The sequence below is a fragment of the Streptomyces sp. AV19 genome (assembly GCF_015999245.1).
Taxonomy (GTDB): Bacteria; Actinomycetota; Actinomycetes; order Streptomycetales; family Streptomycetaceae; genus Streptomyces.
Genome location: NZ_JAEAMR010000020.1, coordinates 149,534 through 172,292 on the forward strand (window position 1 = coordinate 149,534; position 22,759 = coordinate 172,292).

21 protein-coding genes are annotated in these 22,759 nt (G+C 70.8%); 19 read left to right on the plus strand and 2 right to left on the minus strand.

The features are described 5' to 3' along the window. The first annotated feature begins 52 nt into the window (after positions 1 to 52). Entirely contained in the window at positions 53 to 928 is an 876-nt protein-coding gene (locus I5Q34_RS27575; RefSeq protein WP_277965739.1) for an alpha/beta fold hydrolase, read from the plus strand. A gap of 161 nt (positions 929 to 1,089) precedes the next feature. Next, positions 1,090 to 2,502: a PQQ-binding-like beta-propeller repeat protein gene (locus I5Q34_RS27580; RefSeq protein ID WP_199895149.1), complete on the plus strand. Its 1,413-nt coding sequence runs from the start codon at positions 1,090 to 1,092 to the stop codon at positions 2,500 to 2,502. Here I5Q34_RS27580 and I5Q34_RS27585 read toward each other — a convergent pair. Beyond that, positions 2,499 to 3,053: an AAA family ATPase gene (locus I5Q34_RS27585; protein WP_199895150.1), complete on the minus strand. Its 555-nt coding sequence runs from the start codon at positions 3,051 to 3,053 to the stop codon at positions 2,499 to 2,501. The genes I5Q34_RS27580 and I5Q34_RS27585 overlap by 4 nt on opposite strands. Positions 3,054 to 3,143: 90 nt before the next feature. Here I5Q34_RS27585 and I5Q34_RS27590 point away from each other — a divergent pair, with 90 nt between their 5' ends. The 8 genes from I5Q34_RS27590 to I5Q34_RS27625 all read left to right on the plus strand — a co-directional run bounded on the left by I5Q34_RS27590 (position 3,144) and on the right by I5Q34_RS27625 (position 14,402). Beyond that, positions 3,144 to 4,556, plus strand: coding sequence for an NAD(P)/FAD-dependent oxidoreductase (locus I5Q34_RS27590; protein WP_199895151.1), 1,413 nt, complete (start codon positions 3,144 to 3,146; stop codon positions 4,554 to 4,556). Positions 4,557 to 4,740: 184 nt separating this feature from the next. Beyond that, positions 4,741 to 5,787 carry a sugar ABC transporter substrate-binding protein gene (locus I5Q34_RS27595; protein WP_199895152.1) on the plus strand — a complete coding sequence of 349 codons (1,047 nt, stop codon included), beginning with the start codon at positions 4,741 to 4,743 and terminating at the stop codon, positions 5,785 to 5,787. Continuing rightward, positions 5,784 to 7,328 (plus strand): sugar ABC transporter ATP-binding protein, encoded by a 1,545-nt coding sequence (locus I5Q34_RS27600; protein ID WP_199895153.1) that lies wholly within the window; start codon positions 5,784 to 5,786, stop codon positions 7,326 to 7,328. The genes I5Q34_RS27595 and I5Q34_RS27600 overlap by 4 nt, the downstream gene beginning before the upstream one ends. Next, entirely contained in the window at positions 7,328 to 8,371 is a 1,044-nt protein-coding gene (locus I5Q34_RS27605) for an ABC transporter permease (RefSeq protein WP_199895154.1), read from the plus strand. Before I5Q34_RS27600 ends, I5Q34_RS27605 begins: the two co-directional genes overlap by 1 nt. Positions 8,372 to 8,565: 194 nt before the next feature. Beyond that, on the plus strand, positions 8,566 to 10,104 hold the full coding sequence (locus I5Q34_RS27610; RefSeq protein ID WP_199895155.1) for an amino acid permease: 1,539 nt from the start codon (positions 8,566 to 8,568) through the stop codon (positions 10,102 to 10,104). After that, the gene (locus tag I5Q34_RS27615; protein ID WP_199895156.1) at positions 10,101 to 10,901 is read left to right on the plus strand and encodes a GNAT family N-acetyltransferase; all 801 of its coding nucleotides are present in this window, start codon (positions 10,101 to 10,103) and stop codon (positions 10,899 to 10,901) included. The genes I5Q34_RS27610 and I5Q34_RS27615 overlap by 4 nt, the downstream gene beginning before the upstream one ends. Positions 10,902 to 11,346: 445 nt before the next feature. Then, the gene (locus I5Q34_RS27620; RefSeq protein ID WP_199895157.1) at positions 11,347 to 12,669 is read left to right on the plus strand and encodes a GNAT family N-acetyltransferase; all 1,323 of its coding nucleotides are present in this window, start codon (positions 11,347 to 11,349) and stop codon (positions 12,667 to 12,669) included. 32 nt (positions 12,670 to 12,701) lie between these two features. Continuing rightward, entirely contained in the window at positions 12,702 to 14,402 is a 1,701-nt protein-coding gene (locus I5Q34_RS27625) for a DUF885 domain-containing protein (RefSeq protein WP_199895158.1), read from the plus strand. Positions 14,403 to 14,424: 22 nt separating this feature from the next. Here I5Q34_RS27625 and I5Q34_RS27630 read toward each other — a convergent pair whose 3' ends face one another. Beyond that, positions 14,425 to 14,874, minus strand: coding sequence for a rhodanese-like domain-containing protein (locus tag I5Q34_RS27630; RefSeq protein WP_199895159.1), 450 nt, complete (start codon positions 14,872 to 14,874; stop codon positions 14,425 to 14,427). 152 nt (positions 14,875 to 15,026) lie between these two features. Between I5Q34_RS27630 and I5Q34_RS27635 the strand changes: the two genes are divergently transcribed. From I5Q34_RS27635 to I5Q34_RS27670, 9 genes are all read left to right on the plus strand, one after another. After that, the gene (locus tag I5Q34_RS27635; RefSeq protein ID WP_199895160.1) at positions 15,027 to 15,920 is read left to right on the plus strand and encodes an SDR family NAD(P)-dependent oxidoreductase; all 894 of its coding nucleotides are present in this window, start codon (positions 15,027 to 15,029) and stop codon (positions 15,918 to 15,920) included. Between the two features lie 68 nt (positions 15,921 to 15,988). Beyond that, positions 15,989 to 17,671, plus strand: coding sequence for a recombinase family protein (locus I5Q34_RS27640; RefSeq protein WP_199895161.1), 1,683 nt, complete (start codon positions 15,989 to 15,991; stop codon positions 17,669 to 17,671). A gap of 94 nt (positions 17,672 to 17,765) precedes the next feature. After that, complete coding sequence (locus I5Q34_RS35615) at positions 17,766 to 17,900, plus strand: hypothetical protein (protein WP_267912036.1); 135 nt, start codon at positions 17,766 to 17,768, stop codon at positions 17,898 to 17,900. Positions 17,901 to 17,928: 28 nt separating this feature from the next. Next, positions 17,929 to 18,219, plus strand: coding sequence for a hypothetical protein (locus I5Q34_RS27645; RefSeq protein WP_199895162.1), 291 nt, complete (start codon positions 17,929 to 17,931; stop codon positions 18,217 to 18,219). Between the two features lie 62 nt (positions 18,220 to 18,281). Beyond that, positions 18,282 to 19,649 (plus strand): phage/plasmid primase, P4 family, encoded by a 1,368-nt coding sequence (locus I5Q34_RS27650; protein ID WP_199895163.1) that lies wholly within the window; start codon positions 18,282 to 18,284, stop codon positions 19,647 to 19,649. A 424-nt stretch (positions 19,650 to 20,073) separates the two neighbouring features. Then, positions 20,074 to 20,643, plus strand: a complete 570-nt coding sequence (locus tag I5Q34_RS27655) for a hypothetical protein (RefSeq protein WP_199895164.1) — start codon at positions 20,074 to 20,076, stop codon at positions 20,641 to 20,643. 19 nt (positions 20,644 to 20,662) lie between these two features. Beyond that, on the plus strand, positions 20,663 to 21,508 hold the full coding sequence (locus tag I5Q34_RS27660) for a hypothetical protein (protein ID WP_199895165.1): 846 nt from the start codon (positions 20,663 to 20,665) through the stop codon (positions 21,506 to 21,508). Positions 21,509 to 21,590: 82 nt separating this feature from the next. Continuing rightward, positions 21,591 to 21,920, plus strand: a complete 330-nt coding sequence (locus tag I5Q34_RS27665; protein WP_199895166.1) for a hypothetical protein — start codon at positions 21,591 to 21,593, stop codon at positions 21,918 to 21,920. Between the two features lie 151 nt (positions 21,921 to 22,071). After that, positions 22,072 to 22,452 (plus strand): hypothetical protein, encoded by a 381-nt coding sequence (locus I5Q34_RS27670; protein WP_199895167.1) that lies wholly within the window; start codon positions 22,072 to 22,074, stop codon positions 22,450 to 22,452. Positions 22,453 to 22,759 lie beyond the last annotated feature (307 nt).

Consider the following 22,759-nt stretch of genomic DNA (forward strand, 5'->3'; position numbering starts at 1 on the left):
AACCCTTCCGAGGAAGCCCTCAAGCCCTCCGAGGACGAGCAGGAGCCGCACCGTGGCCGAGAGCGCCGAGAAAGCCGAGAGCACCGAGAAAGCCGAGAACGTGCAGACCGTGTCCTTCCCCGTCGACACCCCCTCCGGGCGGCGCAGAGCAGAGGTGGCCTACCGGCGGACCGGGGCGGGGGAGCCGCTCGTGCTGCTGCACGGCATCGGCCACCACCTCCAGGGCTGGGACCCGGTGCTGGAGATCCTCGCGGCCGAGCACGAGGTGATCGCCCTCGACCTGCCCGGCTTCGGCCGCTCCCCCGCCCTGCCCGCCGGACACCCCTACGACCTGCCGAGCACGGTTTCGGCCCTGCGCGCCTGCTTCGAGGCGCTGGAGCTGGACCGCCCGCACATCGCGGGCAACTCGCTCGGCGGCCTGCTCGCGCTGCAACTGGGCCAGGACAAGCTCGCACGGACCGTCACCGCCCTCTCCCCCGCCGGGTTCTGGACGGAGGCCGAGCGGCGCTGGGCCTTCGGCGTCCTGCGCGGCATGCGGGCCACCGCCCGCCGGCTGCCGCCGGAGCGGATGGCCCGGCTGGCCGCCACGGCCGCCGGCCGCACGGCGATGGGCTGCTGGGTCTACGCCCGTCCCGCGCGGCGTGCCCCCGAGTCGCTGGTCGCCGAGACGATGGCGCTGCGCGAGGCGACCGGCTTCGAGGCCACCCTCGCGGCGGGCCGCTCCGTGCTCTTCACCCACGAGGTCGCCGGCCTGCCCGTCACCATCGCCTGGGGCGACCGCGACCGGCTGCTGCTGCCCCGGCAGGGCGTCCGCGCCAAGAAGGTCGTCCCGGGCGCGCGGCTGGTCCGGCTGCCCGGCTGCGGGCACATCCCCATGAGCGACGACCCGGCGCTGGTGGCCCGGGTCATCCTCGACACCGCACGCTGAGCGGCTGCCGGGACGGCGGGACGGGCAGCCCGCCCCGTCTCCGCCGCCCCTCCCGCACACCCCCGCCGACCGGCCGTCACACCCCCGCTGACCGGCGGGTACGCCCCGCCGACCACATAGGATCCCCCGGACCAGCACTTACGATCATGGGGGATTTCGCAGTGGGTTCCACCGCGCGCACCGTCCTCGTCCCGGCCGCGACGGTCGTGACGCTCCTCGCCGGCCTCACGGCCTGCGGCTCCGGCTCCGGCTCCCCGGACGCCCCGTCGAAGGCGAAGTCCACCGCGTCCCCGCGGACGGCGGCCTTCCCCGGCAAGCCGCCGGCCGGCCTGGCCGGGTCCCCGGCCTGGACCGTGCCCGCGGCGCCGGGCGGCGCCTCGGTGTTCGCCCTGGGCGACGCCTTCGCCGTCGTCACCGGCGGCCCCGGGGCCGCCCGCCCGGCGGGCGGCCCGAACGCCGACGCCACACCCGCCGAGCGCGAGGGCGCGAAGGTCGTCGAGTTCCGCGACGCCCGCGACGGCCGCGTGCGCGCGACCGTGAAAGCGGGCGACGCCCGGGTGTACGCGGCGACCTGGCATGGCGCCCCGGCACTGCGCGTGGACGTTGCCGACAAGACGGCCTCCGACGGCATGACCTCCGACAAGACCTCCACCGTCTCCGACGTCTACGACAACCGGGGCAAGAAGCTCGGCAGCGTGCCGAAGGACGAGCAGCACGACCTGTCGGACGGCTGGGTCGTCACCGGCAAGGGCGAGAAGGTCGCCCCGGCCGAGGGCGGCGGCCCGAAGACGCTCGAAGCCCATGACGACGTCCGCACCCTCCAGGCGCCCAGGAACCGTGAGAAGGGCAGCGAGCTGCGCGGCCCCCGCTTCGCCGGCGGGTACGGCTTCTCCCGCGAGGAGGCGAGGACGGGCCCGTACAGCCACACCAAGCGCCTGGTGGTCACCGAACTGGCCACCGGTAAGAAGGCATGGACCTCCAGCGAGGCGGGCCGCCCCGACGGGGCGGTCCCCGAGGACAAGTCCAAGGCCACCAACGCCGTCGCGGTGACCGTGCTCGGCGGCGACCGCGTCGTCCTCGCCTGGCAGACCGAGGGCAAGGACGGCGGGACCGAGCCCTGGGTGCTGTCGGTCAACGACCTCAAGACCGGCCGTCTGCTCGCAACGGGCCCCGTCGTCAAGGCCATTGCCTCCAGCAACATGCGGGAGATGTCCCTGTCGGACAGCGACCCGGTCTTCTACGTGACGCACGACCCGTCCACGGACGTCCTCACCGTCTCCGGCGACCGCTCCCCCAAGTGGCTGGCGACCGCCTGGGACGCGAAGACCGGCAAGCAGCTGTGGACCCAGGCCGACGACGAGAACCTGTTCGCGCCGGTGGCCTCCGGCAACGGCGTCGTCTACGGCTTCACCGACCGCTACGTGCAGGACTTCTCCAAGCCCATCGCCGTCGACGTGAAGACCAAGAAGGTCCTCGCCAAGGACTTCGAGGCGGACCGCGTCCCGGTCTTCAGCGCCGACGGTCACGGGGCCGTCGCCCTGGACGAGGGCGTGTTCGTCTTCGCCAAGGGCTAGCCGGCCAGGGGTCCGTGGCGGAACCGGTCGACGAAGCACACCCGTTCCGCCACGGTCCCGCGCGGCAGCTCCACCACCTCGTACCCGAACTCCCGGTACGCCGCGGCCACCGCCTCGTACGTCCGCACCGCCTCCGCGAAGGACTGCCGCCGCTCGGCGTCGCGCTCGTAGATCTCCGGCCACGGAGGTGCGGCGAGCACCCGCCGGTGGTAACGGAAGCGCCGCGCCGCCTCGCGCAGATGCTCCGGCACCGGGCGTCCCTCCAGTCGCAGGTAGCCCACGATGTCGGGCACGCCCCGGTCGAAGAAGACCGTCCCCGGCCAGCCGGCCGCCTCGTGGTGGGAGCGCAGCTCCCAGCAGAGCATCAGCTCGGCGAACAGCTCCGGGTCCGTCCACGGCAGGGCCCGTCCGCCGAGCGCCGCCTGGTCCTGGATCACGCCGCGCCCGGCCTCCCGGGACCGCGCGTACCCCGCCTCCTGCAGGGCGTCGATCAGGGTGCTCTTCCCGGCCCCCGGCCCTCCGGTCACCACGATGTAACGGTCATGGCCCATTGGCCCACCGTACACATGTGGCGGGTCGTTCCCCCGCCTGGCAGGGTGGATCGGACGTCGGTGTACGCGACGGAAGCGGGGTGCGGCGTCATGACCGAGACCGGGCAGACCGAGAAGGCCGAGCAGGTGGACGTCGTCGTCATCGGCATGGGACCGGGCGGCGAGCACATCGCGGGACGTCTGGCGGAGGCCGGGCTGCAGGTGGTCGGCGTGGAGGCGGAGCTCGTCGGCGGCGAGTGCCCGTACTGGGGCTGCGTGCCGAGCAAGATGATGATCCGCGCCGGGAACCTGCTGGCCGAGGCCCGGCGGATACCCGGCATGGCGGGCCGGGAGCAGGTCGCGCCCGACTGGACGCCGGTCGCCGACCGGATCCGGGCCGAGGCCACCGACGACTGGAACGACCGGGTGGCCGCCGACCGCTTCACCGGCAAGGGCGGCCGCCTCGTGCGCGGCCGCGGCCGGCTGGCCGGGCCCGGCCGGGTCACGGTGGACGGGCCGGACGGCCGCAGCACCTTCGCGGCGATCCGCGGCGTGGTGATCGCCACCGGCTCCCGCCCGCAGATCCCGCCGGTGCCCGGGCTGGCCGACGTGCCGTTCTGGACGAACCGGGACGCCGTCGCGGCCAAGGAGCCGCCGCGTTCGCTGCTGGTGCTCGGCGGCGGCTCGATCGGCGTCGAACTCGCCCAGGTCTACGCCCGGTTCGGGACGGACGTGACCATCGTCGAGGCGGCGGACGGCCTGGTCCCCATGGAGGAGCCCGAGGCCGGCGAGCTGCTCGCCGGGGTGCTGGCCGCGGAGGGACTGACCCTGCGGACCCGCGCCCGGGCGGCCTCGGTGCGGTACGCGCACGACGCGTTCACCCTCGCGCTGGAGGACGGCGGCGAACTCACGGGCGCCCGGCTGCTGGTGGCGACCGGCCGCCGCCCGGACTTCTCGGACCTGGGCCTGGAGACCGTGGGCCTCGACCCGGACGCCGTGTCCCTGCGGACGGACGGACTGATGCACGCCGGACACGCGCTGTGGGCGGCCGGGGACGTGACCGGGCACGGCGCCTTCACCCATGTCGCCATGTACGAGGCGGAGATCGTGATCCGGGCCGTGCTCGGCGAGCCGGGCCCGGAGGCGGACTACCGGGCGCTGCCCCGGGTGACCTTCACCGACCCCGAGATCGGCGCGGTCGGCCTCACCGAACGCGCCGCGCGGGAACAGGGGTTGACCGTCCGCACCGGCCTGTCCCGCGTCCCGTCCTCGGCCCGCGGCTGGATCCACAAGGCGGGCAACGAGGGCTTCGTCAAGCTCGTGGAGGACGCGGAGCGCGGGGTGCTGGTCGGGGCGACGACGGCGGGGCCGATGGGCGGGGAGGTGCTGTACGGGCTGGCGGTGGCGGTGCAGACGGAGGTGCCGGTGGAGCGGTTGCGGCACATGATCTTCGCGTATCCGACGTTCCACCGGGGGGTGGAGGATGCGTTGCGTGCCCTGTTGCCGGCCGAGGCACGACCTTGATCACCGGGCACACGACGGGCACGACGATGTCTCATAAGCAACCGATGACGCTCTTGTCGCCGGGGCGCGCTCTCTCGTAGCCTCTCGAAGCGTTCGAAACGTTTCGAAGCGTTTCCGAACAGCACCTATGACACACGCCGGCGCCACCACGGACCGGCCTCCAGGCATAGGGGGTTGGCGCGCCATGAAGCCGATCGGTGTCCGTGCGGCGGCCGCCGTAGCCGCGGTGGTGATGACCGCGGGACTGGCCACCGCGTGCAACCGCGGAAGCGACGAGGGCGATGGGAAGGCCGGTGCCCCGATCGGCGTCGACCTGCCACGCGCCGACTCCGACTTCTGGAACTCGTACGCCAAGTACATCGCCAGGCGGGATCCCTCCGCCGAGGTGCGGCTGCTGCCGGTCAGCAACTCCCGGAACGACATCGACAGGCTGGTCGCCAACGCCCTGGTGTTCGCGAACACCGGCGCGAAGGCCGTCGTCATGGCGCCGCAGGACACGGGCGCGGTCTCCGGGGCGCTGAAGCGGCTGGAGGAGAAGCGGATTCCCGTCATCAGCGTCGACACCCGGCCCGACGCCAAGGCGGGACGGGTCTACATGGTCGTCCGCGCGGACAACCGGGCCTACGGCACCAAGGCGTGCGAGTTCCTGGGCGGGCGGCTGGGCGGCAGGGGCAAGGTAGCCGAGCTCCAGGGCGACTTGAAGTCCATCAACGGGCGGGACCGCTCGGAGGCGTTCGCCGACTGCATGCGGAAGCGGTTCCCCGGCATCACCGTCTTCCCGCTGCCCACCGACTGGAAGGGCGACGTCGCCTCCAACAAGCTGCAGACCCTGCTGACCCGGCACCCCGACATCAACGGCCTCTACCTGCAGGCCGGCGGGGTGTTCCTCGACCCCACCCTCACGCTCCTCAGGCAGAAGGGCCTGCTCAGGCCCGCGGGACGGCCGGGACACATCAGCATCGTCTCCAACGACGGCATCCCGCAGGAACTCGACGCCATCCGCAGGAAGGAGATCGACGCCACGGTCTCCCAGCCCGCCGACCTCTACGCCAAGTACGCCCTGTACTACGCCCGGGCGGCGGCCGCGGGGAAGGAGTTCCGGCCAGGACGGACCGACCACGGCTCGACCGTCGTCGGCCTGCCCAACGGTCTGGAGGACCAGCTCCCGGCGCCGCTGGTGACCGCCGAGAACGTCGACGACCCCTCGCTCTGGGCCAACGGCGCCAAGTGACCGGCGTTCTCAAGACCCTCGAGACCTCCCCGGTCCCGGTGGCCGAGGCGGACGGCGTCTCCAAGCGCTTCGGTGCCACCGTGGCGCTGCGCGACGCCCGGATCGCCGTCCTCCCGGGAGAGACACACGCCCTGGTCGGCCGCAACGGCGCCGGGAAGTCCACGCTCGTCTCCCTCCTCACGGGCCTGCGGAAGCCGGACTCCGGCACTCTGTCCTTCGCCGGCGAACCCGCCCCCGCCTTCGGTGACACCGACGCCTGGCGGTCCCGCGCGGCCTGCGTCCACCAGCGCTCCACGATCCTCCCGGACCTCACGGTCACCGAGAACCTCTTCCTCGGCCGCCAGAGCGCGTCGGCGCTGCGGCCCATCCGCTGGCGGCGGCTGCACGACCGGGCCGGGGAGCTGCTGGGCGCCTACGGCGTGGACCTCGACCCGAGGGGCCGGGCCAGTGATCTCACCGTCGAGCAGCGGCAGTTCGTGGAGATCGCCCGCGCGCTGTCCTTCGGGGCGCGGTTCGTCATCCTGGACGAGCCGACCGCCCGGCTCGACGCCCGGGGCATCGAGCGGCTCTTCGCCAAGGTGCGGGAGCTCCAGGGACAGGGTGTGGCGTTCCTGTTCATCTCGCACCACCTGCGGGAGGTCTACGAACTGTGCGGCCGCGTCACGGTCCTCCGGGACGCGCGCCACGTCGTGACCGCGCCGGTGTCCGAACTCGGGCACGCCGCACTGGTGGAGGCGATGACCGGAGAGCCGGAACCCGCTGCCGCGAGGGGCCGGCCCGCGTCCGTCCGTACGCCGGGGCGGGTGCTGCTGTCGGTCGACGGGCTGACGCTGCCCGGGGCGTACGACGGCCTCTCGTTCACCGTGCGGGCCGGGGAGGTCGTGGGCCTGGCGGGCTCCGCGTCGAGCGGGAACGTCCGCGCGGGCGAGACCGTCGCGGGGCTGCACCGCGCCGTCGCGGGACGGATCGAGGTGGCGGGCCGCGCGGTGCCCGGTGGCGACGTGCCGGCCGCGCTGGCGGCGGGCGTCGGGTTCGTACCGGAGGACCGGCAGGCGCAGGGGCTGGTCGCCGGCCGGAGCGTGGCGGAGAACGCCACGCTCACGGTGGGGGATCAGCTCGGTCCGTTCGGCACGGTCCTCCCGTCCCGGTCCCGGGCGTTCGCCGAGCGCGTGATCGAGGACCTGGACATCACGACGCCGGGTCCGCGAACGCCCGTCGTGGCCCTGTCCGGTGGCAACCAGCAGAAGGTCGTCATCGCCCGGGCGCTGGCCACCGACCCCCGGGTGCTCGTCGCGATCCGCCCGGCCAACGGCGTCGACGTCCGGTCGAAGGAGTATCTGCTCGGCAGGATCAGGCGGGTCGCGGACGAGGAGAAGGGCGCGCTGATCGTCTCCGACGAGCTGGACGACCTGCGGGCGTGCGACCGGGTCGTGGTCATGTTCCACGGCCGGACCGTGGCCGGGTTCGCGGCCGGCTGGAGCGACGAGCGACTGGTGGGCGCGATGGAGGGGCTGTCCGGCACGGACGAGGAGGGATGCTGATGCCGCGCACGACCGGCGTCCGGCCCACGGAGGGCGCCCCTCCGCCACCCGCGGCGGCCGGGCGCGGGCGGCGGCGCCTCGGCCTCGCGCACCACCGCGGCCTCTCCCTGCTCCCGGTGCTGCTGGTCCTGGGGGTGACCGGCTTCGTCGTCTCGCCCGCGTTCCTGACCGCCGACAACATGGTGAACGTCGCCCAGAGTTCGACGGAGCTCGGCCTGCTGGTGCTGGCCGAGGCGATCGTCCTGATCGCCGGGCGCATGGACCTCTCGCTGGAGTCCACGGTCGGCGTCGCGCCCGTCGTGGCGATGTGGCTGGTCCTGCCGTCCGCCGAAGGGCGGTTCGACACCGTCGGGCTGCTGCCGGGGGCGTTCTCCGTCCCCGTGTGCCTGCTGGCCGGGGCGCTGATCGGCGGCCTCAACGCCTTCCTGATCCTGGTGTTGCGGCTCAACGGCTTCATCGTCACCCTCGGCGGGCTGACCATGTGGCGCGGTCTGCAGATCGCCGTCTCGGAGGGCCAGTCCGTCGTCGGCCTGCCCGGGTCGTTCACCTACCTCGGGCGGGCCGACTGGCTCGGGGTGCCCGCCGCGATCTGGGTCACCGGCCTGCTGTTCGCGGCCGGCGGCTGCGCGCTGGCCTGGCTCCGGCACGGGCGGGCCCTGTACACCATCGGCGGCAACCCCGAGGCCGCGCGGACGGCCGGCATCCGCGTCGACCGCGTCCTCTGCGTCGTCCTCGTCCTGGCCGGGGTGCTCGCGGCGTTCGCCGGCGTCCTCTACGCCGGTCACTACGGCTCGGTGTCGGCCGGCCAGGGAAGCGGCTGGATCTTCCAGGTGTTCGCCGCCGCGGTCATCGGCGGAGTGAGCCTCGACGGCGGGAGGGGCACCCTGTTCGGGGCGCTCACCGGGGTGCTCACCCTCCAACTGGTCGTCAACATCATGACCTTGGCGGGGGTTCCTCCGTTGTGGAACCAGTTCCTCGACGGGGCGATCATCGTCGCCGCACTGGTCGTCTCCCGCTTCGCGTCGGGCGAGCGGCAGGAGTGAGACGCGACCAGCTCCCAACTACGCTGATTGTCAAGGCGATTCGCTTCTTCTTACGCTTGCCGCACTGCTACGGTGCCCCACGTCGTCAGCGGCTGCCGGACGGCAGCCGCGTCACGGCACGCGGCGGCGCAGGACGTGAAGGTTCGCCACCCCGGCCCTTTCGGCTCTTCCCTGTGCGGAGATTCTCGATGCGTATGCGTACATCAGCACATGCACGATGGCAGCGGTCCGAGCCGCTGGACGACGAGGAGCGCATACTCAAGGAGCTCGGCTACACCCAGCAACTGCACCGGCGCATGGGCGCCTTCGGCAACTTCTCCGCTTCCCTGTCAGTCATCTCCATCATGTCCGGGACACTGCTGCTTTTCGGCTACGGCCTGAACAGCGGTGGGCCCGCGGTGGTGGTGTGGGGGTGGCTCGCCGTGGGGCCGCTGGTGCTGTGCCTGGCCGCGGCGCTGGCCGAGATCACCTCCCGCTATCCCACCAGCGGTGGTCTGTACTACATGGCCCGCCGGCTCGGCGGTGAGCGGTGGAGCTGGTACACCGGCTGGCTCAACCTGCTGGGGCTGCTCGGCGGGATCGCGGCCCAGGACTACGGCATCGCGACCTTCACCGCCGCCTGGGCGAACCTGCAGTACGGCTACGAGCCGACACCGAGGTCCCTGCTCGTCCTGTACACGGTCATCCTCGCGCTGCACGCGGCCCTGAATCTCCTCGGCAGCCGGCTGATGAACATCCTGACCTCCCTGAGCGCGTGGTGGCACCTGGCCGGGGCCGTCGTCATCATCGGCGCCCTGATGCTCGTCCCCTCACACCATCAGCCGACCGGCTTCGTGTTCTCCGAGTTCACCAACAACACCGGCTGGTCGAACCCCCTGTACGTGATCCTGCTGGGCATGCTGCTGCCGTGCTTCGCCCTGGCCGGCTACGACACCTCGGCCCACCTGAGCGAGGAGACCAGTGGCGCCTCCGTGGCCGCGGCGCGCGGGATCATCCGCTCGGTAGTGGTGTCCTGGATCGCCGACGGAATCCTGCTGGCCGCCCTGCTGTTCGCCATCCAGGACTACACCGGGACGCTGGGCAGCAGGACCGGGGTGCCGGTGGCACAGATCTTCCTGGACGCCCTGGGCGTGGCGACGGCGAAGGCGTTGCTGCTGGTGATCATCGTGGCGCAGTTCCTGTGCGGCTACACCGTGACGGCCTCCGCGAGCCGCATGATCTACGCCTTCGCCCGGGACGGCGCCCTGCCCGGCTCGGCGCGTTGGCAGAAGGTCAGCCGCCGTACGGCCGTCCCGGCCAACGCCGTCCGGCTCGCCGTCGGTGTCGCCTTCGTACTCGCCCTGCCATCCCTGTATTCCGCCACGGCGTTCTCGGCGGTGACCGCGATCTCCGTCGTGGGATTCACCCCGGCCTACGCCATCCCCGTGCTGCTGCGCCTGCGCCACCGGGACCGGTTCACCCCCGGGCCCTGGCACCTGGGCCGCTGGAGCCGGCCGATCGGCTGGGTGGCAGTGCTCTGGGCAGCCGGGGTCACCGTGCTGTTCCTGCTGCCGCAGTCCGGCCCGGTCACCGCCACGAGCTTCAACTACACGCCCGTCGCCCTGCTGATGGCCCTCGCCATGGCCGCCGCGTGGTGGCGCGTCGGACACCGCTCCTACAGGGTGCCGCGCTCCGGCACCGCGAACCCCCACGACCAGCTCGAAGAGGCCGAGAACATCAGGGAGGTATCGTGACCGTTTCCACGGAGTCCATCGAATCGGTACAGCAACTCACCACGGTCTGGCGGACCCTGGTGCTCGACCATGACGCGGAAGCGGACGTACGCGATCTTCCAGGCATCGCCGTTCGCTGGGCCGACAGCCGCTTCGGGTTCTGGAACTGCATCACCTTGACCGACAAGGGAGCGGGAGCAGAGCTCCTCAGGAACCGCCTGGGCCAGGCCGCGGACATCATGCGGGCAAAGAAGCACCCGGGCTTCCTGTGGCTCTTCGAAGACCTCCTCGACGACAAGGCCCGCTCCGCGCTGGAGACGACCGCCGAGCAGACCGGCCTCCAATACGCCTTCCCCGGAACGGGCATGGCCGGCGACCTCCTCCCCCTCCCCGAACCGGCCCACCCCGACCTGACGTTCACCCGCGTACGCACCGACGAGCAGTTGCTGGCCTACGCCGACCTCCAATCACGCGCCTACGGGTTCCCGCTGGAGGAGGGCCGCGACGGCCTGACCGGATCCACGCTCTGGAAGAACGAGATCTACGCCTACCTGGCCATGCGAGGCGACCAACCGGTAGCGTGCGCCGCCACGATCGAGGCACAAGGCCGCCTGTTCGTCGCGTACGTCGCCACGGACCCACAGTGGCAACGTAAAGGCTACGGCGAGGCAGTCACGCGCAAGGCGCTCCGCGAAGGCGCGCGCGCCACCGGACTGACCCGCGCCACACTGCACGCCACCGCCGCCGGAGCCCCCGTATACCCGCGCATCGGGTTCAAGCCGAACACCCGAATCCACTTCTACACCCTGAAAGGCTGATCCAGTGAGCCGACTCGTCAGACCGGGCATGCGACTTGCGACTGACGAGAGCTGCTACCGCCTTGCCACAGCACAGCGACAGCTTCCCTTTTGGGAATCCAGGAAGCACTCGCGGAAGTACCCATGCCCGAGGGTCGAGGGCCGAGCCCCTGGGGAGTTCGAGGACAACCGCGCGGAACGCGGTTCCGGGGGGCCAGGGGGCGGAGCCCCCGGTGGGGGCGCAGGGGCGGAGCCCCCGCCTCACCACGCGGAGCGCGGTGCCGGGCCCGGGGCGCAGCCCCACCCCCTGCCCCGGGGCGCAGCCCCGGGAGAAACGGCGCAATGGGGGTGCCTCCTCCAGGGGAGGGTCCGGGGCAAACCACCCCCCACCCCACCAGCCGCACCCTTAACCCCCCGGACACAACCAGTTCGTGATCGTGCAACACGACTCCGTCAACGTGGGTCCATGACCACCAAACCGACGACCGACCCAACGGCCCACCACCCCTGGCGACGCGACCTCACGGAGATGGCCGCCCTGTTCGCCGCCGTCGCCACCGCCGACTGCGTGGCGGACACGGTCGTCCACGGTCCCGACGGCCCGGCCCTGCTCGTCGGCTCGGCCGTCGCCCTGCTGGCCACGGCCGGGTTCCACACCTGGTGGCAGCGGCGCGGCAGGCGCAAGCAGAAGACGACCGCCACCGAGCCCACCACAACCACCACCCTCTGGCGCATGCGCACCACCGTCCGCGACGAGCCCGGCGCCCTCGCCGCCCTCTGCCACGCCCTCGCCGCCCGGCAGGCCGACATCCTCTCCCTCCAGACCCATCCCCTCCCCACCGGCACCGTGGACGAGCTCCTGCTCCGTGCCCCGGCCGCCCTCGCCCCGGCCGAGCTGACGCGCGCGGCCACCGACGGCGGCGGCAGCGACACCTGGCTCGAACGGGCCGACGCCCACGACCTCGTGGACGCCCCGACGAGGGTGCTGCGCCTGGCCGCCCGCACCGCCCTGGACGCCGCCGAAATCCCGCTGGCCCTGCGCCAGTTGCTGGGACGCTGCACGATCCGTTCGGCACCGGCCGACGTCTCCGCGGCCGCCGCGGAGACGAAGGAGGACGACGGCGCGGCGACCACGATGCGCCTGCGCGACCCGTCCGGCGGCACGATCACCGTCGAGCGCCCGTACCTCCCGTTCACGCCCGCCGAGTTCGCCCGCGCCCGCGCGCTCGTCGAGCTCGACGCGTGCCTGGGGCCGCGCGTCGCACAGAACGACAACGTGCTGACGCTGCCGGAGGGCGACGAGGTGACCGTCCGCAGGGCGGGCGCCGACGACCTCGGCGCGGCCCGCGCGATGCACGAGCGCTGCTCGGCGACGACGCTCGCCCTGCGCTACCACGGCCCGGTCCGGGACCCGGCCGCCGCCGACCGCTACCTCGCCCACCTGCTGAGCCCGCGCTTCGGTCGCACCCTGGCCGCGTACACCGCCTCCGGCCGCCTCGTCGCCCTGGGCCACCTGCTGTGGGACGGCGAGGAGACGGAGGTCGCGCTGCTCGTCGAGGACGCGTGGCAGCGCCGCGGCGTCGGCGGCGAACTGCTCCGCCGCCTCACGGCCCTCGCCCGCGAGGCGGGCTGCGAGAGCGTCTACGCCGTGACACAGGCGTCCAACACGGGCATGGTGGCGGCGATGCGCGCCCTCGGCCTGCCGCTGGACTACCAGATGGAGGAGGGCACCCTCGTCGTCACGGCCCGCCTCGCGCCGATGCCCGTGGCCCTGACGAAACGCCCGTGACGCGACCGGCCCCGGCATACGAGGATGGGCGCATGCCGAACACCACGAGCACCGCCCCGTCCCAGCCCCTGCCCCGCCAGGTCGCCGACGCCTACGTCGACGCCGTCACCGGACTCGACCCCATCACCGGCACGTACCTGGGCGTCGCGGCCTGCGCCCGCCGGCTGCCCGACTTCTCGCCCCGGGGGCAGCAGGCGCTGGCCGACCTGGCGCGCACCACGCTGGAGGAGCTGGCCGGGGCCGAGAAGCGGCCGGGCGGGGACGACGACGCCGAGCGGCGCTGCGCGCGGCTGCTGCGCGAGCGGCTGACCGCCGAGCTCGCGGTGCACGAGGCCGGCGAACACCTGCGCGCGATCAGCAACATGCACAGCCCGCTGCACGCGGTGCGCGAGGTCTTCACGCTGATGCCGCTGGAGACCGCCGAGGACTGGGACGCGGTCGCCGAGCGGCTGCGCGCGGTCCCGGCGGCGCTGGAGGGCTGGCGGGTCTCGCTCGCCGAGGGCCTGGAGCGCGGCCTCAAGGGCGGCCCGCGCCAGGTGGCGACGGTGCTGGACCAGCTCGCCGAGTGGACCGGCGCGGACGGCCGCGGCTGGTTCGCCGACTTCACCGCCGAGGGCCCCGAGGTGCTGCGGGCGGAGCTGGACGAGGCCGCGGCGCAGGCCACCGGCGCCCTCGTCGCGGTGCGCGACTGGCTGCGGGACGTCTACGCCCCCGCCGTCGAGGGCGCCCCGGACGTCGTGGGCCGCGAGCGCTACGCCCGCTGGTCGCGTTACTGGAACGGCACGGACCTCGACCTGGACGAGGCGTACGCCTACGGCTGGGCCGAGTACCACCGGCTGCTGGGCGAGATGCGCGTCGAGGCGGAGAAGGTCCTGCCGGGCGCGGGCACCCCGTGGGAGGCGCTGGCGCACCTGGACGAGCACGGCACCCACATCGAGGGCGTCGAGGAGGTCCGGGAGTGGCTCCAGGGGCTGATGGACGAGGCGATCGAGGCCCTGGACGGCACGCACTTCGAACTCGCCGAGCGCGTCAAGCGCGTCGAGTCCCGCATCGCCCCGCCCGGCGGGGCGGCGGCGCCGTACTACACCCAGCCGTCGGAGGACTTCTCCCGCCCCGGCCGCACCTGGCTGCCGACCATGGGCCAGACCCGCTTCCCCGTTTACGACCTGGTGTCGACCTGGTACCACGAGGGCGTGCCCGGCCACCACCTCCAGCTCGCCCAGTGGACGCATGTCGCGGACCGGCTCTCCCGCTACCAGGCCACGATCGGCATGGTGAGCGCCAACGCCGAGGGCTGGGCCCTCTACGCGGAGCGGCTCATGGACGAACTGGGCTTCCTGACCGACCCGGAGCGGCGGCTGGGCTACCTCGACGCCCAGATGATGCGCGCCGTCCGCGTGATCATCGACATCGGCATGCACCTGGAGCTGGAGATCCCCGCGGACTCGCCGTTCCACCCCGGCGAGCGCTGGACGCCCGCGCTGGCGCAGGAGTTCTTCGGCCTGCACAGCAGCCGCCCGGCGGACTTCGTCGAGAGCGAGCTGGTCCGCTATCTGGGCATGCCGGGCCAGGCGATCGGCTACAAGCTCGGCGAGCGGGCGTGGCTGACGGGCCGGGAGGCGGCCCGGAAGCGGCACGGCGACGCGTTCGACGCGAAGGCGTGGCACATGGCGGCGCTGTCGCAGGGCTCGCTGGGGCTGGACGATCTGGTGGACGAGCTCTCGGCGCTGTGACGGCGCACCGGTGGGCGGCGGTTCAGCAGCCGCAGTCGCCGCCGTCCACCGGTGCCGTCAACGGGTCCGCGGGCTGCTGCTGCCGGCCCTCCCAGGTCTCGACCTCGTACCCCTCCCGGATCCAGTACTCGATCCCGCCGAGCATCTCCTTCACCCGGTACCCCAGCCGTGCCAGCTCCAGCGCCGCTTTGGTCGCGCCGTCGCACCCCGGCCCCCAGCAGTGGACGACGACCGGCCGGGCCGGGTCGAGGAACTCGGCGGCCAGCACCGGGATCTGTGCCGTGGGCAGGTGGACGGCGCCGGGCACATGGCCCTGGTCCCACGCCTGGGTGGACCGCGAGTCGACGACCGTGAAGTCCGCGGTGCCGGCGGCGAGCGCGGCGTGGACGTCGGCGGCGTCGGTGTGGAAGGCGAGGCGGGCGGCGAAGTAGGCGGCGGATGCGGTCGGTTCGGCGAAGGCGCTGATCGTCATGCCCAGAAATCTATGCGACCCTCTTCCGGCCGGGAACGGCCGATCCCCGGCACATCGGGCTCCACTCCGTGGATTCCCCGGCGCTCCGCTCCCGTTATCGATGAATCCCCGGGCGTAGCGGCGCGGTCACGTGGTGGCGTTAGGGTGCCCTCATGGCGGACAACATCACGGCGGTCGTCACCGGCGGCACGCGCGGCATCGGGCGGGCGGTGGCGGCGGAGTTCGCGCGGCGAGGGGTCCGGGTCGTGGTCGTGGCCCGGGACCGCGAGCGGGGCGAGCAGGCGGTCGCGGAACTGGGCAACGGCGCGGAGCTGGTGACCGGAGACCTCTCCCTCCTCTCCGACGTCCGCGCGGTCGCGGACCGGCTGCTGGAACGATGCGACCGGATCGACGTCCTGGTGCACAACGCCGGCGTCTGGCCGACGCGGCTGGTGCGCACGGCGGACAAGTTGGAGGAGTCCTTCACGGTCAACCACCTCGCCCCCTTCCTCCTCAACCACCTCCTGGAGGAACGCCTCGTAGCCGACCGCACCCGGATCGTCCAGCTCACCGCCGGCCTGTACGCCAAGGGCCAGCTGGACCTGCGCCGCACGCCCATCGGCGCCGACTTCCACCGCGTCCGCACCTACGCCACCACCAAGCTCGCCAACCTCCTCACCGTCCCGCTGTTCGCCCGCCGCTGGGAGGACACCGGCATCCGTATCGACGCGATCCACCCCGGCGTGGTCAACACGGCCCTGGGCGCCGGCGGCGGCCTGCGCGGCCTGGTCCTGAAGGGCATCAAGCGCGCCTGGGCCCCGCCGGAAATCGCCGCCCTCCCCGTCGTCCGCCTCACCTTCGCCCCCGCCGACGGCCCCTCCGGCCGCTACTTCGACTGCGAGCGCCCGGTGGACCTGGCCCCCGTCGCCACGGACGAGGGCCTGGCCCAAGTGGTATGGGAACAGGCCGTGGACCTGACGGACCTGGGCCCCTCCGCCGCGCCCCCGCCCCTCCCCGACCCCGTCGCCCCGGTCACTCCCCCTGAGGCCCCTGAGCACGAGGAGTGAACACGCAGAACTCGTTCCCCTCCGGATCTCCGAATACGCATGTCTAGCGGTTCTGGAGATGCGTCCCGATGGTGGCAACAGCGCAGGTCAAGGCCGGTGCGGCGTTCGGCGCTCTAACCGGGGGTGTGTACCCGGAAACCGATCAGCCCCGTGCTCTGTCCGCAATCCGTCTGTCAGTCGAGACCGACGAAACCACGTCCCCTGGCCGTCAGCGCGAAGCCAACGAGAGGGCCGCCGCATCCATCGGCGCGCGGGTCATCGGCCAGGCCGTAGACCTCGGGGTGAGCGCGTCCAAGACGACGCCGTTTGAGCGGCCCGAGCTGGGTGAGTGGCTGGCCCGCCCCGATGACTTCGACGTGATCTTGTTTTGGAGGCTGGACAGGGCCGTACGGTCCATGGCCGACATGTCCGCGCTGGTGGGCTGGGCGCGCAAGCACGGCAAGCGGCTGGTCTTCGCCGAGGGGCCCGGCGGGTCACGCCTGGAACTCGACATGTCCAACGTCGTGGGTGAGCTGATCGCCACCCTTCTGGCGTTCGCAGCGCAGATGGAGGCGCAGAGCATCGCGGAGCGCGTCCTTGGGGCACAGGCCGCCATGCGCGTCATGCCGTTCCGCTGGCGCGGTTCCCGTCCGCCGTACGGCTACGTGCCCGCTGAGCTGGACGGCGGGGGCTGGACGCTGGTGCAGGACCCGGAAGCCGTGGCGGTACTGGAGCGGATCATTCGTGACCTGTTGGGCGGCGCTACGGTCAGCGCGGTAGCCGCTTCGCTGAATGCCGAGGGTGTCCCGTCCCCGCGCGATCACTGGGCGCTGCGCAAGGGCCGGACGACGGGAGGCCGAACCGGTGGCGCCAAGGGGCAGAAGGCCGTGATGCGGGAGCGCTTCAAGTGGACCCCGAACGCGATCACGAAGCTGTTGCGCTCCCCGGCGTTGCTCGGCTGGAAGATGCACGACGGCAAGCCCGTCCGGGACAGCGAGGGTGCGCCGATCATGTCGACCGCTGAGCCGGTCCTGACCCGCGCCGAGTACGACACCGTGGGCGCGCTGCTCGACTCCCGCGCGCTGGACAACAGCCGTGAGCGCAAGGACACCAACGCCCTGTTGCTGGGCGTCATTCACTGCGTGAGCTGCGCCGGGCGTATGTACCTCAACAAGCAGGCCAGCAAGGCGAATCAGGCCCCTACGTACAAGTGCAACAGTCACGCGCGGGGCGACCTGTGCGAGGCCCCGGCGAACGTGCGCGGGGACTGGGCGGACGAGTACGTGACCCGTGAGTTCCTGGCGCTTGTCGGCGCGCTGCCCGTGACGCACGTGATCGAGACACCCGGCTACGACCCCGCCCCGGAGATCGCCGCCACGCTGACGGAGTACGAGGAGCACCAGCGCCAGGAAGGGCGACAGCGGAGCAAGGCGGCACGGGAAGCCTGGCAGCGCCGAGCAGACGCCCTTGACGCCCGCCTCGCTGTCCTGGAGGAGACGCCGAAGGTGGAGCCACACCGCGAGGTCATCAGCACGGGACGCACGTACGCCGACGAGTGGTCGGAAGCGGACACGACACAGCGGCGCCGGATGCTCACCGGGGCGGGGGCGCACCTGACCGTGAAGCGGGGAACACGCGGCGGGTGGCGACGGCTGGACGAATCCCGCGTGATGTTCAGCGTGCAGGACGACGCCCTGACCGAAGCAGCCGACTACGTGAACGCCGCTCTTGAGGACGCCGGGGGCTTTGCCATGCCCGCTCACGGCCGCTGAGCATCCGACTCGCTTGAGGACATCGAAGGCACCTTCCCCGCCGGAGGGTGCCTTTCGTTTGCCCCTGATTCCGATGCAACGGAGGACAGCGCCCATGCGCACCAAGTGCGACTGCGGACAACCCCTCAAGACCTACTGCGGACGAGGACAGCGCCCCCGCTGGTGCTCCCGCTCATGCCGTGACGCCGCCTACTACCGGCGCAGCCGATACGGCACCCCCAACCACTGACAAGCCACACCGACAGAAAGACAGCACCATGACCGAGTACAACCCCCTCGCGGACGAAGCCCTTGCCTGGGCACTCACCCAGCAGGCCGCCCCACTCGCCGACGCAGCCCGCCTGGGCGCACAGCGGGCCAGGGACGCCTACGAGAAGCGCGAGGAGTACCCCGGACTCGCCGCCCTGCTCGCCACCTGCAACCAGGTTCAGCGGCAGGCCAAGGAACGAGAGGCAACACCGGCCAAGCCCGCTCGCAAGACCCGCGATCAGCGGCAGGCTGAGGCCGCAATGAACCAGGCCCGCCACTTCACGGGCGGTGCCCAGTGACCCGACTTGACCCGAGCTGGGAATCGCGGCTGTCCAGTAACGCAGACAGCCCCATCCGACACGTGGACTACGCCGAGTTCGTCGCTGAGCAGTCTGCCGGACGCCTCAAGTTCGTGCCCGAGCTTGGATGGCTCACGTTCAGCGGCAAGGTATGGGAGACCGGCCACAAGGACGACCCCGCCCTACAAGCGTGCACCGAAGCGTCATTGCGCCTGTTCAAAGAGGCTGGCAACGGCTCCATGTGGGCGGCGGGGGCAGCGCTGGAACTCCGCCGTACGTTCAACCGAACGCACATCGCGCGAGAACTCCGGGCACTTCCCCGCATGACAGCACGAGTTGAGGACGTGGACGGGGCGTCACACCTGGTGGCGTTCCAGAACGGGACCGTTGACCTGCGGACCGGCGAACTCCGCCCGCACGATCCGGCAGACCTCATCACGCAGGCAGCACCCATCGACTACCGGCCCGACGCCGAATGCCCGACATGGGAACGGTTCCTCGCCGAGGTGTTCCCGAGGACCCCGGACGTAATCCCGTACATGCAAACCCTGTTGGGCTATGGAATCAGCGGCGAGAACCGAGAACACGCATTCGCCGTCTGGTTCGGCGACAAGGGCCGGAACGGCAAGGGCACCATCATGCGCGCCATGAAAGCCACGTTCGGCACAGGTCTTGTCCGTGACGTGGCGTTCTCCGTGTTCGAGAAAAACAGCGGCGCACACACAGAGGACATGGCCCGACTGTACGGGGCGCGCATCGTCACGGCCTCCGAGGGTTCCGAGGGTGTACCCATGGATGACGAGATGCTGAAACGCCACGCGGGCGGCGACTCGATCACAGCAAGGCACCTGTACGCCAAGACATTTGAGTACGTGCCCCGGTATCTCATCGTCCTTCAGTCCAACTACCTCCCCGAGTTCCGCAGCGCCGGTAACGCAATCTGGGCCCGAGTGCGGGCCGTTGAGTTCACCGAGACGTTCATGGGCCGCGAGGACCGGGGCCTAGACGCCAGCTTGACGGCGGAGGCCGAGGGCATAGCCGCATGGGTCATCCGGGGAGCTGTCCGGTACTACAGCGAGGGACTGAGGTCCCCGGAATCGGTGGAGGCTACGACGCGGGAGCACCGCGAAAAGGTCAACCCGCTTGCCCCGCTGATTGACGACCTGTTCACGTTCGACAGCGAGGCCAAAACCAAACGCTCTGACTTCAACCGCGAGTTGAAGGACTGGAAGCAGCAGAACGGCTTGGCAACCAATCGGTTCACCCCACAGTTCGTAAAATTCCGACTTCATGAGAACGGCTGCGAGGAAGTCAAGGTGCAGGGAACCAAGTTCCTGAGGGGAATTCGGTTGATGCCGGAGTACGGGGGCCCGGTGCAAGTTCCCGACACCCCCGCCGGTATCAGCGGGCCGGGCATCTTCAGCGAGTAGCGCCGTAGACCGAGCAGGGGGCAAAAAAGGGACCCCTCATACAAACCTCTCTATACGTATAGGGAGGTTTAGAGAGGCGACCACTTTTTTGCCCCCACCCGGGAGACGATGCCCCCTCGCTGTAGGCGCGCGGGCATCCCACTCGTTAACTCGTAGGTGAGGGCATGTAACAGACTCACTCTCTGGTCTGTGGGCATTCCTTCCTTGCTGGGTGCGCCTGGTGAGTCCCGGCGGTTAGCCATGCCTCCGGGGCTCGCTCGCCCACCCATCGCGGCTGCCTCCGCGAACACCTCCCATTCTTCGGCAGCGAGTTGCACGCGCTTTGGCGGTGCCCCTGTCGAGTAGCCCCCTTACGCGCTGTGGTCTAGGCAGAGACCCGGCACGTAAGGGGGCTTTTTCGTACCCGGATATTCAAGGACAAGCGATGGTAACGACAGCACAGAAGGACGCCTGGAAGCAGAATTGGAAGCTAGCCGCAGAAACCCTCAAGGCTTACCAGCAAGCGGGAGTTGAACCGCCAAGAGAGCTGATAATTGTCGTGCACGGCCTGGAGAAGGCCAGGGCAATTCTCGACACGCGCGCTGACATTCAGGCCAAGACGGCAGCAAAGCAGAGGACCGAGAGCCCGCGCGAACTCGCCCGCCGTGTCGCTGAGTCAGGCCGAGTCGAGGACCCCGAGGTTCGCCGCATCCTGCGCGCTGCCGCCATCCGAAATGGCGGGAGTACAGAGGGACTTGAGGCGGATGACTCCGAACCGACACCTGGACCCAGCAAGGCGGATTCCAGCACCCCCGCCAAGCCCGCCAAGCCGCAGGAGGCCGAGAAGTACGACCCTGCCGCGCTGGCCGCTGAACTGATCCAGCGGACACGGGGCGGACTGGTCCGAACTCGCGGAGGAAGCGGGACCGTAACCCGCTCCGAGAAGACGGACGGCACTCACGTAACCCGCGTCAGGAATGGCCGGGAAGTCACAACGATTACCCCCTCCAAGTAGCAAGCAAGGAACCGAAACTATGACTGCAACGACCGATCACAACAACGTCCCGCTTCCCTGGGATTCCCCGTGGAACTCTGACGTAGACAGCATCCCTACCCCTGAACATGGCCTCCCCCTCTCACTGGCTCCCGAGTCGGTGACCGATGCGCTGACCGAACTTCGCGCAGGACTGGACCAGTTGGAGGCAGCGGAGGACGCCGCCTATGAGCTGGCTTGCGAGTACCACGCCATTCCGGAGGAAGCGGAGCGTGAGGTTGCCGAGGCCGTGAATGCCGGTAAGCCCGCTCCCGCTGTTTCGGCGCGAGTGGACAAGGAGCAGCGAGCGCTAGCGCCGAAGGTGCGGGACGCCATTGCGGAGCGGGATGCCCTCTGGTCCCGCGCCATGCGTCTCCGGGGCGTGTACGAAGCCCGCCTACACAGCGAGCGGCACGACTGGCGGGACCGTACGGCCGCCCACGTGGTCACTGAGCTGCCGAATGCGAAGCGGACGCTGGAGAAGGCCGCCGACGCCATTGAAGCGGCTCAGGCTGCCGCTGACGGCCTTGAGGCCCTTCGCGTCGCCTGTTTCCGCATAGACGAGGAGTGGATTACGGCACGGGCCAAGAAGCTCACTCCACGACGGACCACCATGGATGTGCTGGTACCCCCCGATTACGTGCGCGGCACTCCAGAAGTATTCAAGGAGGATATCCGGATTTTGGAACGGCGTCGGAATTCTTGGGATCGCCGTGATCGGCAGGACCCGGTTACGGAGACTCGAAATGCTGCCCGCAGGTGCGCCCTTTACCAGGACAGCGGGGGCTATCAGAATGCGCTGACTGTACGCCTTTCTGACTTCCCGGATGTTGAGCCGCCCAAGTAATTCAGGTGGGGGGGGTGTCATCGCGGCACCCCCCTACCCCGCCCCCTGCCCACTCGGGGGCCACCCATAGAAGGACTATCAAATGCCCAACATTGCTGCCTGTTTTCGCCATGGCTGCAACCGTCCTCGCGCTGTTCGCACTGCTGGCACATTCCATATGTTCTGTGGCGCTGCGTGTGATGCATGGCTTTCAGTTGCACACGCCGTATCCCGCCGCCCTGATGGAGAAGCGGACGCTAAGCGACTGCTAGAGATCGAAGCCGAGTTGACCGATTCGGCTTATCTCTCGCGCGACCACAAGAAGGCTCTCGGCGAGATGGCTGACCGTCATGGTGTCGTCATCTCTGCTCGCTCTTACAAGCGCCTCAAGAAGGACGTATCTCACAACTACCGCACACCACAGGCGAGTTGAAGACACGCTGAGGTTGCTAGCCCCCCTGTACCACCTGGGGAGGGACCCCTTCGACCTCTTACCCAGAGCGGTAGCAAATAACAAAAGTCTCCCGCTGCGCATGCGGAATGCGTCCCGTTTTTCCCTGACACTCAATTAGGACCCATGAACCATGACCAGATATCAACCCGAGTTCGCCGCCGAGTACGAACTTGAGCCCGCTCACCGCGCGCTGCTCACCATCGCTGACGCCCTGATGGCCGAGGCTGACGAGTCGGACGCGCAGGTACGTGCTGACGGCCGGATGATCCCCGGCAGCACAGGCCAGATGGTCGAGCATCCGGGCGTACGGACAGCGATCGTCGCCCGCGAGAAGGCAGCTCGGATCTATCGGGACCTCTTCCCCGACGAGGGGCCCTCAGCGGGCGTTGACGCCGCTTCACTGGGGCAGTCGGCCAGCGGGCAGGCTCACCGGTCGGCGCAGTCCGTGAGGGCAAGCGAGGCGGCCCGCAAGCGTTGGGACCGTGCCCGCGCTGTCGAGGCGGCGCTGTGAGGCGTGGCCCCCGCCGAAAGCGGGATGCGGCGCCCCTCACTGAGATCGTGTGCAACTGCCGCCGGACGTACGACGTGCGGCGCTGCCCGGCGACGGCCCATGAGGTACTGCCCCTCGCCGATGACCCGCTACTCAGGGAGCGGTACGGGTGGCTGTTCGCGGGAGGTGGAGCGTGACCACGAAGCCCTGTTGCCGGTGCGGGGCGTATCGCCCCCGCTCGGAGTTCTACGCGCTGTCCCACGCTCCGGACGGGCTCCGGTACGACTGCAAGGCGTGCGTCCGGGCCTCCATGCGGGCTCACTACTGG

Excerpts from the sequence above, each read along its gene's own strand:
- I5Q34_RS27585 (WP_199895150.1), bottom strand. The coding sequence starts at position 3,053 with ATGGGCCATGACCGTTACATCGTGGTGACCGGAGGGCCGGGGGCCGGG.
- I5Q34_RS27590 (WP_199895151.1), top strand. The coding sequence starts at position 3,144 with ATGACCGAGACCGGGCAGACCGAGAAGGCCGAGCAGGTGGACGTCGTC.
- I5Q34_RS27595 (WP_199895152.1), top strand. The coding sequence starts at position 4,741 with ATGAAGCCGATCGGTGTCCGTGCGGCGGCCGCCGTAGCCGCGGTGGTG.
- I5Q34_RS27605 (WP_199895154.1), top strand. The coding sequence starts at position 7,328 with ATGCCGCGCACGACCGGCGTCCGGCCCACGGAGGGCGCCCCTCCGCCA.
- I5Q34_RS27610 (WP_199895155.1), top strand. The coding sequence starts at position 8,566 with ATGCGTACATCAGCACATGCACGATGGCAGCGGTCCGAGCCGCTGGAC.
- I5Q34_RS27620 (WP_199895157.1), top strand. The coding sequence starts at position 11,347 with ATGACCACCAAACCGACGACCGACCCAACGGCCCACCACCCCTGGCGA.
- I5Q34_RS27625 (WP_199895158.1), top strand. The coding sequence starts at position 12,702 with ATGCCGAACACCACGAGCACCGCCCCGTCCCAGCCCCTGCCCCGCCAG.
- I5Q34_RS27630 (WP_199895159.1), bottom strand. The coding sequence starts at position 14,874 with ATGACGATCAGCGCCTTCGCCGAACCGACCGCATCCGCCGCCTACTTC.
- I5Q34_RS27635 (WP_199895160.1), top strand. The coding sequence starts at position 15,027 with ATGGCGGACAACATCACGGCGGTCGTCACCGGCGGCACGCGCGGCATC.
- I5Q34_RS27640 (WP_199895161.1), top strand. The coding sequence starts at position 15,989 with ATGGTGGCAACAGCGCAGGTCAAGGCCGGTGCGGCGTTCGGCGCTCTA.
- I5Q34_RS35615 (WP_267912036.1), top strand. The coding sequence starts at position 17,766 with ATGCGCACCAAGTGCGACTGCGGACAACCCCTCAAGACCTACTGCGGA.
- I5Q34_RS27645 (WP_199895162.1), top strand. The coding sequence starts at position 17,929 with ATGACCGAGTACAACCCCCTCGCGGACGAAGCCCTTGCCTGGGCACTC.
- I5Q34_RS27655 (WP_199895164.1), top strand. The coding sequence starts at position 20,074 with ATGGTAACGACAGCACAGAAGGACGCCTGGAAGCAGAATTGGAAGCTA.
- I5Q34_RS27660 (WP_199895165.1), top strand. The coding sequence starts at position 20,663 with ATGACTGCAACGACCGATCACAACAACGTCCCGCTTCCCTGGGATTCC.
- I5Q34_RS27665 (WP_199895166.1), top strand. The coding sequence starts at position 21,591 with ATGCCCAACATTGCTGCCTGTTTTCGCCATGGCTGCAACCGTCCTCGC.
- I5Q34_RS27670 (WP_199895167.1), top strand. The coding sequence starts at position 22,072 with ATGACCAGATATCAACCCGAGTTCGCCGCCGAGTACGAACTTGAGCCC.